10 protein-coding genes are annotated in these 12,608 nt (G+C 60.2%); 7 read left to right on the top strand and 3 right to left on the bottom strand.

From position 1 onward, the window contains the following. Position 1: 1 nt before the first annotated feature. Entirely contained in the window at positions 2 to 1,354 is a 1,353-nt protein-coding gene (gene glmU / locus QEZ52_RS14610) for a bifunctional UDP-N-acetylglucosamine diphosphorylase/glucosamine-1-phosphate N-acetyltransferase GlmU (protein WP_406645147.1), read from the bottom strand. Between the two features lie 130 nt (positions 1,355 to 1,484). Here glmU and QEZ52_RS14605 point away from each other — a divergent pair, with 130 nt between their 5' ends. Both QEZ52_RS14605 and QEZ52_RS14600 read left to right on the top strand, forming a co-directional pair. Continuing rightward, the gene (locus tag QEZ52_RS14605; protein WP_406645146.1) at positions 1,485 to 2,147 is read left to right on the top strand and encodes an HAD-IA family hydrolase; all 663 of its coding nucleotides are present in this window, start codon (positions 1,485 to 1,487) and stop codon (positions 2,145 to 2,147) included. Between the two features lie 89 nt (positions 2,148 to 2,236). After that, entirely contained in the window at positions 2,237 to 3,430 is a 1,194-nt protein-coding gene (locus QEZ52_RS14600) for a DegT/DnrJ/EryC1/StrS family aminotransferase (RefSeq protein WP_406645145.1), read from the top strand. Positions 3,431 to 3,556: 126 nt separating this feature from the next. Here QEZ52_RS14600 and QEZ52_RS14595 read toward each other — a convergent pair whose 3' ends face one another. Continuing rightward, positions 3,557 to 4,633 carry a Hint domain-containing protein gene (locus QEZ52_RS14595; protein WP_406645142.1) on the bottom strand — a complete coding sequence of 359 codons (1,077 nt, stop codon included), beginning with the start codon at positions 4,631 to 4,633 and terminating at the stop codon, positions 3,557 to 3,559. A gap of 253 nt (positions 4,634 to 4,886) precedes the next feature. On the opposite strand from QEZ52_RS14595, the gene QEZ52_RS14590 reads away from it, so the two are divergent. After that, entirely contained in the window at positions 4,887 to 6,047 is a 1,161-nt protein-coding gene (locus tag QEZ52_RS14590; RefSeq protein WP_406645141.1) for an isovaleryl-CoA dehydrogenase, read from the top strand. Positions 6,048 to 6,134: 87 nt separating this feature from the next. Here the strand turns inward: QEZ52_RS14590 and QEZ52_RS14585 are convergent, their stop codons facing one another. Beyond that, positions 6,135 to 6,737, bottom strand: a complete 603-nt coding sequence (locus QEZ52_RS14585) for an OmpW/AlkL family protein (RefSeq protein ID WP_406645139.1) — start codon at positions 6,735 to 6,737, stop codon at positions 6,135 to 6,137. Positions 6,738 to 6,883: 146 nt separating this feature from the next. Here QEZ52_RS14585 and QEZ52_RS14580 point away from each other — a divergent pair, with 146 nt between their 5' ends. The 4 genes from QEZ52_RS14580 (at position 6,884) to QEZ52_RS14565 (ending at position 12,590) form a co-directional block, all read left to right on the top strand. Further along, positions 6,884 to 8,410 carry an AMP-binding protein gene (locus QEZ52_RS14580; protein WP_406645138.1) on the top strand — a complete coding sequence of 509 codons (1,527 nt, stop codon included), beginning with the start codon at positions 6,884 to 6,886 and terminating at the stop codon, positions 8,408 to 8,410. Then, on the top strand, positions 8,407 to 8,961 hold the full coding sequence (locus QEZ52_RS14575) for a lysozyme inhibitor LprI family protein (RefSeq protein WP_406645137.1): 555 nt from the start codon (positions 8,407 to 8,409) through the stop codon (positions 8,959 to 8,961). Before QEZ52_RS14580 ends, QEZ52_RS14575 begins: the two co-directional genes overlap by 4 nt. Before the next feature lie 2 nt (positions 8,962 to 8,963). Next, positions 8,964 to 10,568 (top strand): carboxyl transferase domain-containing protein, encoded by a 1,605-nt coding sequence (locus tag QEZ52_RS14570; protein WP_406645136.1) that lies wholly within the window; start codon positions 8,964 to 8,966, stop codon positions 10,566 to 10,568. Positions 10,569 to 10,652: 84 nt separating this feature from the next. Next, the gene (locus QEZ52_RS14565) at positions 10,653 to 12,590 is read left to right on the top strand and encodes an acetyl/propionyl/methylcrotonyl-CoA carboxylase subunit alpha (protein ID WP_406645135.1); all 1,938 of its coding nucleotides are present in this window, start codon (positions 10,653 to 10,655) and stop codon (positions 12,588 to 12,590) included. Positions 12,591 to 12,608 lie beyond the last annotated feature (18 nt).

The raw sequence follows: 12,608 nt of genomic DNA, 5'->3' as shown, positions 1-12,608 counted from the left end.
GTTACTGCCCCTTTTTCAATCTCAGTTTCTTGGCCTTCAGAATCTGCATCAATTTCCTGGCGCTGCCCGGTTTGTTCACCTGTGGTGTGCGGGCCAACGCCAATGCGCCGTCCTCGACATCCTTGGTGACAACTGTTCCAGTGGCCGTCATGGCGTCGTTGCCAATCTTTACGGGGGCCACGAGGCAAGTGTTGGACCCGATAAACGTATCTGCGCCGATCTGAGTGCGGTGCTTCATCACGCCATCATAGTTGCAGGTGATTGTACCGGCACCGATGTTGGTGCCGGCACCGACGCTGGCATCTCCGATATAGCTGAGGTGATTGACCTTGGCACCGGCCGCTATTTCGGCGTTTTTGATTTCGACGAAATTGCCGATCTTGGCATTCTCGGCCAGTTCGGTTCCCGGGCGCAGTCGGGCGTATGGGCCGACCACGGCCCCCCGGCTGACGTGACAGCCTTCGAGATGTGAAAAAGCGCGGATGGTGGTGCCGGTCTCGACCGTCACGTCAGGACCAAAGACCACATTGGGTTCGATCACCGTATCGCGACCAATCACCGTATCATAGGCCAGATAAACGGTTTCAGGTGCCATCAGCGTGACACCCAGATCCAGAAGTTCGGCGCGGGCGCGCGCCTGGAACACTGCATCTGCGCGGGCCAGGTCCGCACGTGAATTGACACCCAGCGTTTCGGATTCGTCACAGGCGACTGCCGTGACGGCACGTCCCTGCGTCCGGGCCAGTTCCACCACATCGGTGAGATAATATTCACCCGACGCATTTTGATTTCCGACCTTTGAAATCAGCGAGAACAGAACCTGAGCATCACAGGCCAACAGACCTGAATTGCAAAAGGAAATGGCCCGTTCCGTGTCTGATGCGTCCTTGAATTCGACAATGCGTTCCAGGCTGTCACCATCCATCACCAAACGCCCATAGCGGGCGGGATCAGCGGCTTCGAATCCCAGAATGACCAGTTCGGCCTTTTGGCGCGCGGCGATCATACGTTCCAATGTGTCGGCGCTGATGAACGGCGTGTCACCATAGAGAACCACAATATCCCCGGTAAACCCGTCCAACGCGTCGCGGGCCTGATCCACAGCATGTGCGGTGCCCAGCTGTTCGGTCTGCAGCACCACCTGCACTGTCTCGTCGAGATCGTTCACCATGCGCGTCACAGCGTCGGCCCCATGTCCCGCGACAACAACCACGCGTTCGGGGTCCAGCGCAGCCCCGGCCCGCAGGGCATGGGCCAGCATCGGCGCCTGGGCGATGGGGTGAAGAACCTTGGGCAGATCCGAATTCATCCGGGTGCCTTTTCCTGCCGCCAGGATGACCAGTGCTGTGCTCATATTCAAATCTCTTTGCCTTTTGCTCCCAGCCTTTTTATCCATTGGGCGCAGCGGCGCAAGCAAGGGCGGCATCAAACAAGGTTGCGAACTGCAACATCAAAGGGCGGAAATGCGCCGAACGGAGGCAGACATGCGAACAGTGATCTTTGATCTGGACGGAACATTGGCGGATACGTCCGGGGATCTGCTGGCAGCGGCAAATGCCTGTTTCCGCCAAATGGGATTGGGGGATGTATTGACGCATGGACCGGATTCCTGGATTGCGCTGCGCGGCGGTCGGATGATGCTGACAGAGGGGTTGAAGCGGGTCGGGCAGTATGATTTGGCCACGATTGACGCCTATTACCCGGTGCTTCTTGAGGCGTATGGCGGGGCAATAGACCTCCACACGTTCATGTATCCCGGTGCGATGGATACGGTCGAGGCGTTGAAATCCCGTGGTTATGGCGTGGGCATCTGCACCAACAAACCCGAAGCCCTGGCTGAACAGCTGCTGCAGTCCCTTGGGGTGCGCGATGCCTTTGCGTCGATGATCGGGGCAGATACATTGCCGGTGCGCAAACCCAACCCCGAACCCTTGTTCGAAGCCGCGCGCCGGGCCGGAGGACATCCGGACAAATGTGTTCTGATTGGCGACAGCGATACAGACCGCAACACCGCACGCGCGGCCGGTGTGCCGTCTGTTCTGGTGACATTTGGTCCCTCGGGCGACGATATGGCCGCGTTGGAGCCCGAGGCGCTGTTGCACCAGTTCGAAGACCTGCCAGACATCGTGGATCGCCTGTTTGCATGAATTCAGCAGGGGGCACTGCCCGATTTGATTTCTTGAAATTGAGATTTCTGTGTCTTGACCTGCGCAGGGCAGTGACCCAAAACCACTACATGAGCGAGATATTTACCGGCAATTTCACCCAGCAGGAACCGATCCCCGACGCGGCGATCGAGGCTGCTCTGCAGGTTCTGCGTCACGGGCGCCTGCACCGTTATAACACCGCCGAGGGCGAGCTGAGCGAAACCGCACTGCTGGAGCAGGAATTCGCGGCCCAGATGGGGGCAAAATACTGTCTGGCCGTGGCCTCGGGCGGATACGCGATGGCAACGGCCCTGCGGGCTGTTGGGGTCGAACCGGGTGATACGGTATTGACCAATGCCTTTACGCTGGCACCGGTGCCAGGGTCGATTGCGTCGGTCGGGGCGCGTCCGGTCTATGTGGATGTGACCGAAGGTCTGACCATTGATCTGGATGATCTGGCGGCCAAGGTTGGACAGGCCAGGGTGCTGTTGCTGAGCCATATGCGCGGGCATCTGTGTGACATGGACCGCCTGATGCAGATCTGTGATGAGGCAGGTGTCACTGTGATCGAAGATTGTGCCCATACGATGGGCGCATCCTGGAATGGGGTCCTGTCGGGGCGTCACGGGACGGTTGGCTGTTACTCGTGTCAAACCTACAAGCATGTGAACTCGGGCGAGGGGGGGCTGTTCATCACTGATGATGCCGAGATTGCCGCCCGGGCGACGATCCTGTCGGGGTCTTATATGCTGTATGAGCGGCATCTGGCCGCCCCGGCACCGGAGGTGTTCGAGCGGGTCAAATTCGTCACCCCGAACATCTCGGGGCGGATGGACAACCTGCGCGCAGCGATCCTGCGCCCGCAGCTCAGGGATCTGGACCGTCAGGTTGCGCGGTGGAATGAACGGTATCGCGCGATCGAAGATGGCCTGCGTGACACCCCCGGCCTGACCGTGGTCGCGCGGCCCGAGCAGGAGACCTATGTGGGGTCTTCGATCCAGTTCCTGTTGCTGGACTGGTCCGAAGAGTCGGTTCGAGAGGTCGTGCGCCGCTGTGGTGGGCGTGGAGTGGAGCTGAAATGGTTCGGCACCCCGGATCCGGTGGCCTTTACGTCGCGCTATGACAGTTGGCGCTATGCGCAGACGCCGCGCCTGCCCAAGAGCGACCGCGTTCTGGCAGGAATTCTGGATATCCGGGTGCCGCTGACGTTCAGTGTCGAGGATTGTTCCCAAATTGCCCGGATTATCCGATCCGAAGTGGCGACGGTGTTTCAGGCCGGGTAACGGGGGGCTCCCGCCCGCCGTTGACGCCCAGCGGGGCGTCGCCGCCCGTTGGGCGTGGCAGCGCGGCAAGCCGCGCTGCGGGTGCGCAAGCCCCCATGTTTTGTTCGAGCGTCAGGGGGCAGGGGGTCAGACCGCCATCGAAAGAAGTGGCTTGCGGTTCTTTGCCATGCGGCGAATCAGGCTTTTTTGGCGGGCTCTTGGCGGGATGACCACAGCGTCCGGCAGGGGGGCGAAAGCGGGGCCTTGCAAGTCGGGAAACAGGGCAAAGAGTTCTTTGCGGCCGTCGGAAGACAGACTGGCCAGCGAGTTCCGGGTGATGCGGAAGCTTTCGGTCGGCGCGCCTTCGGCATAGATGACCTGGTGGCGGTGCAGAGCCAGGTGGTAATAGGTGACAGCTTTGGGGATTTCGTCAAGCGACACGCCGGGCAACCCCACCAAACGGATCGCGGCGACCAGGACCGAGGGTTCATTGAACATGGTTGAAACAATCCGGTTGCTGCACAGCATGCGATGCTGGCGCGACACACGCAGATCGCGCGCAGGCAGGCCAGCACCCAAAGCGCCTGCTGAGATCCGAACCGGGTGCAGACTGGGGTTGCTGGCCCGATCTGTGGCGCTCACGTGACGTTTGCCGATCCAGCGCAGAACGTCCGGTCCTTGTTGTGTCAGAATCGTTTCCCCGACACGCAGGCTTTCGACCGGGCGCGGCCCGCCCGGTGTGGAAATCATCGTACCGTTGCAGAAACAGACCATGAGTTCCACATTGTCGATGATCGCGCCCAGGCTGTTATTGGGCCCCAGTTCCGTCATCCGCAGGGTATACGTGCCTGATGACGGAAAGAGCACATCCATCGAATAAGTCGAGAAACTGTTTACCGTGGGCAGGATCGTCATCGACCCGACAATCCCGCCGGAACTGTCCAGGATTTCAACAGTGAAGCCTTCTTGTCCGGCCTGCCCCAACGACGCTGTCCGCAGGGCGCTGTCGATGTTGAAGGTGGCAGAGACCTCTCCGTTGCCTGTCACGGCAAAGCTCTGTTCCATCACCGTGACCTGGCCAGACCGGCCATCCATTTCGGCCACGCGGTTGGAGGACCCGTTCCCCAGATAAGCGGATTCCCGATAACTGGTTTCCAGATCCGTTCCGCTCCAGCCGGTGGAGCCGGAGTTGAAAGTTCCGTTGACGATCAGATTTGTGGGCATGGCAGTCAGGCAAGTCTTTGTTGTTCAATGGTGCCTGCAGATTTGGCGGGTGCGCGTGGCCGGAATGTGGCGCGAAGGCGGATTTGTCTGGGCGATCATCCGCGGCTTTTACCCAAAATCTCCCGAAGTGGCGCAAACGCTGCGGCATTCGCCGGGATGTGACAGTTGCCACAGTTGACGCGAATCATTCTGCTGCGTATGAAATGAACAAGTGTTCAAATAATTTGCCGACGACCGTCACGAGGAGGGCGCTATGTTCAACGAGACGATGCAATTCGACCTGGGGGATGACGTCAACGCGCTGCGCGACATGGTGCACCGCTGGGCGCAGGAGCGGGTCAAACCGCTGGCCGCCGAGATTGACCAGACCAATGAGTTCCCGGCTGAGCTGTGGAAAGAGATGGGGGAGCTGGGCCTGTTGGGCATCACTGTGCCCGAAGAATTTGGTGGTGCAGGGATGTCTTATCTGGCCCACACCGTTGCAGTCGAAGAGATCGCCCGAGCCAGCGCCTCTGTGTCGCTCAGCTATGGCGCGCATTCGAACCTATGTGTGAACCAGATCAAACTGAATGGATCGCAGGAGCAGAAAGAGAAATACCTCCCCGGTCTGATTTCTGGCGAAAACGTGGGCGCGCTTGCCATGTCCGAAGCGGGTGCGGGGTCGGACGTTGTCTCGATGTCGCTGCGCGCCGAAAAACGCAATGATCACTATCGCCTGAACGGGAACAAATACTGGATCACCAATGGTCCCGATGCCGACACGTTGGTGGTGTATGCCAAAACCGACCCGGATGCGGGATCCAAGGGGATGACAGCCTTTATCGTTGAAAAAGAATTCAAAGGGTTCTCGACATCGCCGCATTTCGACAAATTGGGCATGCGCGGGTCGAACACCGGTGAATTGATCTTTGACGATTGCGAAGTGCCGTTTGAAAACGTGCTGGGCGAAGAGGGCAAAGGCGTCAAGGTACTGATGTCCGGGCTCGACTATGAACGTGTCGTGTTGGCAGGGATCGGTTCCGGGATCATCGCGGCCTGTATGGACGAAATGATGCCCTACATGAAAGAGCGCAAACAGTTCGGCCAACCGATCGGGAATTTTCAGCTGATGCAGGCCAAGATTGCCGACATGTACACGGCAATGAATTCGTCGCGTGCCTATATCTACGAAGTCGCCAAATCCTGTGACAAGGGCACCGTGACCCGCCAGGACGCCGCTGCATGTTGTCTTTATGCTTCCGAAGTGGCGATGACCCAGGCGCATCAGGCGGTGCAGGCCTTTGGCGGTGCTGGGTATCTGAGCGACAACCCGGTGGGCCGGATTTTCCGCGATGCCAAGCTGATGGAAATCGGCGCGGGTACCAGCGAAATTCGCCGGATGCTGATCGGGCGCGAGCTGATGACAAAGATGTAAGACAAAACAGCCCGCCTGACCGAGGGAGGACAGGCGGGCCATTTGAAATTGGCGAGGCCGTGGGGCCCCGCCAAAGATCACAAAGGATCAGAAACGGTGCACGTAGGACAGGCCAACAACGACCGGATCAATATCGGCTGTGCCGATGGATGCGCCGTTCAGGGTCGCGTCCGAACTGATGTCGATCCAGCGCACGTCCAGGCGGATCGCGCCATTGTCCGAGATCTGATAGTCGGCCCCGGCGTGCAGCGCTACACCAAAGCTGTCGTCCAGTTCGAGGTTGCCCAGCGGCGTGGTCTCTTCAAAGAAGGTTGTATAGTTCAGGCCAACCCCGAGAAACGGTTTGAACGCGGTTTGGGTCGGGAAGTGATAGTTCACCGACAGGGTGGGCGGCAGGTGCTTGGTCGATCCGATGTTGGTTCCGCCCAAAGCAATGTCATGATCGAACGGGGTTGCCGCCAGCAGTTCGATGCCCAGGTTGTCGCGGATGAAATATTCCACGGTAAAGATCGGACGCGTGTCGTCGCCGATCGAGGCCGCAGAGCCAGCCAGCGTGCCATTGTTGGATTTGGGGTTAACATTGCCGACACCGATACCAACAGTCCAATCGCCCTGCGATTGCGCGGCAACAGGTCCGGCAATGGTTGCGATGGCAGTGGTCAGCGTCAAGGCTATGAGTGTGCGTTTCATGGTTTTATTACCTTTGGTCTTGAACGTGCGCAAACATTGGCGCGCGCGGCGAACACATTCCATGATCTGCATCAAAAAGACGTCGGCCTTCCCTTTGAAAATATTGAAGTAATCGACATGTCGGCTATGCAGCGGAGGCATGGCTGATGGCCGCTGTGACCCAAACTTTCGGCTTGATGCCAGATCACTCCTGGGATCTTCCCGACAGGCTGAACATGGCCCACCAGGCGTTGTCCGGGTTACCCGATGACGTGGCGATTGTTGATATGACCGGTGGGGGGCGACGGGATATCACGTTTGGCCAACTGGCGCAGATGGTTGATGGGCTGGCGCGATATTTGCGCACCCGAATCTCTGCGGGAGATCGGGTCGGTGTGCTGCTGTCCCAATCCCCCTGGTGTGCCGCTGCGCATCTGGCAATCTGGAAGGTGGGCGCAATTTCCGTGCCACTGTTCAAACTGTTCAAACATGATGCGCTGGCCTCGCGTGCGGGGGATGCGGGGGTGCGGTTTGTCTTTACCGATCCCGAAGGCGCGACATTGCTGGGCGATCTGGCCGAGGCCGTTTTGGTCGCGCAGGCCGGGATACCGGGAGAGTCGGTTCCATTTGCTGATACCACCCCCGACACGCCTGCGGTTCTGATATATACGTCCGGCACCACGGGCAGCCCCAAGGGTGCGCTGCATGGACATCGGGTTCTGACCGGGCACCTGCCGGGCGTGGCGATCAGCCATGACCATCTGGGCCAGCCGGACGATTGCCTGTGGACCCCGGCGGATTGGGCCTGGATTGGTGGATTGTTCGATGTGTTGATGCCGGGACTGGCGCTGGGCGTGCCGGTGGTGGCTGCGCGTCTGGACAAATTCAGCGCCCAAGGCTGTGCCGATCTGATCAGCGGGGCAGGGGTGCGCAATGTGTTTTTTCCACCCACGGCGCTGCGGATGCTCAAGGCCGCCGGTCACAGCCTGCCGGGACTGCGATCGGTCGCGTCCGGTGGTGAACCTCTGGGGGCCGAAATGCTGGCCTGGGGTCGCGAGGCCTTTGGGCTCGTGATCAACGAATTCTACGGTCAGACCGAATGCAATGTGACCGTGTCCTCCTGCGCGGTCGATTTTCCGGCGCGCCCCGGCTGTATTGGTAAACCGGTGCCGGGTCACGCAGTCGCCGTGATCGACGATCAGGGCCAGCCCACGGAACAAGAGGGTGATGTCGCCGTGCGCCGGGGATCGGCTTCGATGATGTTGGAATACTGGAACCGTCCGGATGCTACGGCAGAAAAGTTCCAAGGCGATTGGCTGATCACCGGTGACCGCGGTATCTGGGAGGGCGACTATCTGCGCTTCGTCGGCCGTGAAGACGATGTGATCACGTCGGCTGGCTACCGCATTGGCCCGGCCGAGATCGAGGATTGCCTGCTAACCCACCCATCTGTGGCGACCGTTGGCGTGGTCGGCAAACCCGACGCGCTGCGGACCGAGATCGTCAAGGCCTATGTGGTGTTGAAGGACGGGACCGAGGCCACAGCGGACGAGTTGCAGAATTGGGTCAAGACCCGCCTTGCTCATTACTCCTATCCCCGCGAAATCGACTTTCTCGACGCGCTGCCCATGACTGTGACCGGCAAGGTGATCCGCAAGGCGCTGAAGGCGCGGGCACAGGGGGAGGTCAAATGATGGCGGACAGTCATACGCAACCGGTTTGGCACAGGTCCGTTTTTGCATTCGTCTCTTTGTTCCTGACGACGTGGGCGAGCTTGGGCACTGCGGATACGGGGAACTCTATCTTTCTGCCCTATGATGCTATGCGTGCGGATGTTGCAGCCTGCATGGCAAGTCCCGATTTCCAAAACAATCCAGAAGCATGCACCAGAATTTCCTTCGACACCTGCATGTCGGATTGGGATCAACCTGATGATCGTGTCAAACAGTCGAATTGCAATCACCATGCGTTTCTCATTTGGCGTGATGTCTATCAGGACGAGCTTTTGGAATTGCTGCAACGGGCCACAGTGCGGGATCGTTCGGCTGCTGCGGATCGAGAACCCGATATTTCCGCATTTGAACTGGTAATGACGCGCTCTGTTGCTTGGCGGCAATTCCGCGAAGAGGAGTGCAGATTTGAACAGAGCGAATATGGGCAAAGCTCGGCGGCGGGAACAGCTTATTCGATCTGCCTGAGCCGGGAAACTAGTAAACGAATCAACATATTGCGAAGCCGGAGATAAAAATGAAACTCACATCCAAGGCGATGCCTTCCTCCGAAGGCTTCAAAAACAACCGCGCGGCGCATCTGGATGCGCTGGCCCAGATTTCCGAAGCGGCCGAGGCCGCGCGCTTGGGAGGGGGTGAAAAATCCCGCGCCCGTCATGAAAGCCGGGGCAAGATGTTGCCGCGTCGCCGGGTCGCGAACCTGCTGGATCCTGGCTCGCCTTTCCTCGAAATTGGTGCCACGGCGGCCCATGACATGTATGGCAATGCGGCCCCCGCGGCCGGCGTGGTTGCGGGCATCGGTCGCGTCCATGGTCAGGACGTCATGGTGGTTTGCAACGATGCGACCGTAAAGGGCGGCACCTATTTCCCCATGACAGTGAAAAAACACCTGCGCGCCCAGGAGATCGCCGAGGAAAACCATCTGCCCTGTATCTATCTGGTCGACAGCGGTGGTGCCAATCTGCCGCAGCAGGACGAAGTGTTCCCGGATCGCGACCACTTTGGCCGCATCTTCTATAATCAGGCGCGGATGTCGTCCAAGGGCATTCCGCAGATTGCTGTGGTGATGGGGTCCTGCACCGCCGGTGGGGCCTATGTGCCTGCCATGTCCGATGTCACTATCATCGTGAAAGAACAGGGCACCATCTTTTTGGCTGGTCCGCCGCTGGTCAAGGCGGCGACGGGCGAGATTGTCAGCGCCGAAGATTTGGGCGGTGGTGACGTGCACACCCGCCTGTCCGGGGTTGCAGATTACCTGGCCGAAGACGACGCACATGCGCTGGCCCTGGCGCGGCGCGCGGTGCTCTCGCTGAACATCACCAAACCGCTGACCGTGAACTGGGCCAACCCCGAAGACCCCGCCTATGACCCCGAAGAGATCCTGGGCGTGGTGCCGGGTGATCTGCGCACCCCCTATGATATCCGCGAAGTGATCGCGCGGCTGGTGGATGGCTCTCGTTTTGACGAATTCAAACCCCGGTTCGGCGAAACTCTCGTGACCGGGTTTGCCCATGTCAAAGGGTGCCCCGTTGGCATTGTCGCCAACAATGGCGTGCTGTTCTCAGAGGCGGCGCAAAAGGGCGCGCATTTCGTCGAACTGTGCTCCCAGCGCAAGATCCCGCTGGTGTTCCTGCAAAACATCACCGGCTTCATGGTGGGGCGCAAATACGAAAACGAAGGCATCGCGCGTCATGGTGCCAAGATGGTGACGGCTGTGGCCTCGACCAATGTGCCCAAGGTGACCATGCTGGTCGGTGGCTCATTCGGGGCTGGCAATTACGGCATGGCCGGGCGTGCCTATCAGCCGCGCTTCCTGTGGACCTGGCCCAACAGCCGCATTTCGGTGATGGGCGGCGAACAGGCCGCTGGTGTGTTGGCGACGGTGAAACGCGATGCCATCGAACGCCAGGGCGGGCAATGGTCGGCCGAGGACGAAGCCGAATTCAAACGCCCCACCATCGAGATGTTCGAGGAGCAATCCCACCCGCTCTACGCCTCTGCCCGCCTGTGGGATGACGGCATCATCGACCCACGCAAATCCCGCGACGTGTTGGCCTTGTCCCTCAGCGCCGCGTTGAATGCACCGATTGCCGATACGAAGTTCGGCGTGTTCCGGATGTAGGCCCGCTCCTTCATCTTGCTCAAAAACTCCGGGGGTCCGGGGGCAGCGCCCCCGGTCCGACGTCTAAACACAAGGACCAACCCCATGTTCGATAAAATTCTTATTGCCAACCGTGGCGAAATCGCCTGCCGCGTGATGGAAACCGCCCGTGCGATGGGTGTGAAAACCGTTGCTGTTTATTCCGACGCGGATGCCAGCGCCAAACATGTCGCGATGGCAGATGAGGCCGTGCATATCGGTGGCCCGGCGCCCGCAGACAGTTATCTCAAAGGCGCAGAAATCATTCGCATGGCGCAACAAACCGGCGCGCAGGCGATCCATCCGGGCTATGGTTTCCTGTCCGAAAACCCCGGGTTTGTGGATGCGGTCGAAGCCGCGGGCCTGACCTTTATCGGTCCCTCGGCGGATGCGATCCGCAAAATGGGGCTCAAGGACGCGGCCAAGGCGCTGATGGAAGAGGCGGGTGTGCCCGTTGTGCCCGGCTATCACGGAGCCAACCAGGACCCCGAACATCTGTTTGGCGCTGCTGACGCCATCGGTTATCCGGTCCTGATCAAGGCGGTCGCCGGTGGCGGGGGCAAGGGCATGCGTCTGGTCGAACAACCGGGTGATTTCATGGATGCGCTGGAGAGCGCCAAGGGCGAGGCGACGACCGCCTTTGGCAACCCGGACGTCTTGATCGAAAAATATATCCAGCAACCGCGCCACATCGAAGTGCAGGTCTTTGGGGACGGCACCCAAGCTGTGCATCTGTTTGAGCGCGATTGTTCGCTTCAGCGCCGCCACCAGAAGGTGATCGAAGAAGCCCCCGCGCCCGATATGCCTGCCGAAGTGCGCGCGGCCATGGGCCAGGCGGGGGTCCGCGCCGCCGAAGCGATCGGATACAAGGGCGCAGGTACCGTGGAATTCATCGTGGATGGCTCCAATGGTCTGCGGGTTGACGGGTTTTGGTTCATGGAAATGAACACCCGCCTGCAGGTGGAACATCCGGTGACTGAGCTGATCACTGGCGTTGATCTGGTGGAATGGCAACTGCGGGTGGCCGCTGGCGAAAGCCTGCCGGCCGCGCAGGCGGACCTGACCATCACCGGCCACGCGTTCGAAGCGCGCCTTTATGCCGAGGATGTGCCAAAAGGGTTCCTGCCTGCCACCGGGACGTTGACACATCTGCAATTTCCGTCCGAATGCCGCGCCGACAGCGGCGTGCGCGCCGGGGACACGATCAGCCCGTGGTATGACCCGATGATCTCCAAGGTCATCGTGCACGGGCCCACCCGCCGGGTTGCCCTATCGCGCCTGTCGCGCGCTTTGGAAGAGACCCAGGTGGGGGGCACAGTCACCAATCTCGCGTTCCTGGGGGCGCTGGCCGGGCATGAGGGGTTCGGCAATGGCGAGGTCGATACCGGGCTGATCGCACGGGATCTGGACGATCTTGTGGCGCAGCCTGCAACCGGACTGCACCACAAGGTCGCCGCGGCCATGGTCGCGCTGGATCTGGTCGAGGGCCAGGGCGAGAGTGGCTTTACGCTTTGGGCGCCTTTGCACCGGGCCGTGACCCTGTCACATCAGGACGAGGTTTTTGAGGTCGACGTACAGGTCGAAGGTCCGGATCGCCAGCTGTGGAACCTGGGCGGCGATCGTCTGGTGGCCGAACGCCACGGCGGCATCTGGCAACTGGGCGGTGTGCGGATGCCGGATGTGGCCCGGGCCGGAGCGACGATTACGGTTTTTGATTCCTATGGTTTGGTCTTTGACGTGATAGATCCGCTGGACAGGGATGCCAGCGCGGGGGGAGACACCAATGTGATTGAGGCACCGATGCCGGGGCTGGTCAAGGCGGTGTTTGCCGAGGCCGGGCAGACAGTACAGGAGGGCGACCGTTTGGCCATTCTGGAAGCGATGAAAATGGAGCATTCGCTGCTGGCAGCGCGTGACGGCGTCGTGGCCGAAGTACTCGCCGCAGCGGGCGATCAAGTCGAGGCCGGTGCGGCGCTGGTGCGGTTGGAAGAAGAAGATGGCTGACACATTGCCTGTGGCCCC

Origin of the sequence: Aliisedimentitalea scapharcae (assembly GCF_045277565.1) — a bacterium.
Classification (GTDB): Bacteria; Pseudomonadota; Alphaproteobacteria; order Rhodobacterales; family Rhodobacteraceae; genus Aliisedimentitalea; species Aliisedimentitalea scapharcae.
This window is presented reverse-complemented; position numbering and strand designations above follow the sequence as displayed.

Bases quoted from the DNA above. Each gene is read 5' to 3' on its own strand.
- glmU (WP_406645147.1), bottom strand. From the start codon at position 1,354: ATGAGCACAGCACTGGTCATCCTGGCGGCAGGAAAAGGCACCCGGATG.
- QEZ52_RS14605 (WP_406645146.1), top strand. From the start codon at position 1,485: ATGCGAACAGTGATCTTTGATCTGGACGGAACATTGGCGGATACGTCC.
- QEZ52_RS14600 (WP_406645145.1), top strand. From the start codon at position 2,237: ATGAGCGAGATATTTACCGGCAATTTCACCCAGCAGGAACCGATCCCC.
- QEZ52_RS14595 (WP_406645142.1), bottom strand. From the start codon at position 4,633: ATGCCCACAAATCTGATCGTCAACGGAACTTTCAACTCCGGCTCCACC.
- QEZ52_RS14590 (WP_406645141.1), top strand. From the start codon at position 4,887: ATGTTCAACGAGACGATGCAATTCGACCTGGGGGATGACGTCAACGCG.
- QEZ52_RS14585 (WP_406645139.1), bottom strand. From the start codon at position 6,737: ATGAAACGCACACTCATAGCCTTGACGCTGACCACTGCCATCGCAACC.
- QEZ52_RS14580 (WP_406645138.1), top strand. From the start codon at position 6,884: ATGGCCGCTGTGACCCAAACTTTCGGCTTGATGCCAGATCACTCCTGG.
- QEZ52_RS14575 (WP_406645137.1), top strand. From the start codon at position 8,407: ATGATGGCGGACAGTCATACGCAACCGGTTTGGCACAGGTCCGTTTTT.
- QEZ52_RS14570 (WP_406645136.1), top strand. From the start codon at position 8,964: ATGAAACTCACATCCAAGGCGATGCCTTCCTCCGAAGGCTTCAAAAAC.
- QEZ52_RS14565 (WP_406645135.1), top strand. From the start codon at position 10,653: ATGTTCGATAAAATTCTTATTGCCAACCGTGGCGAAATCGCCTGCCGC.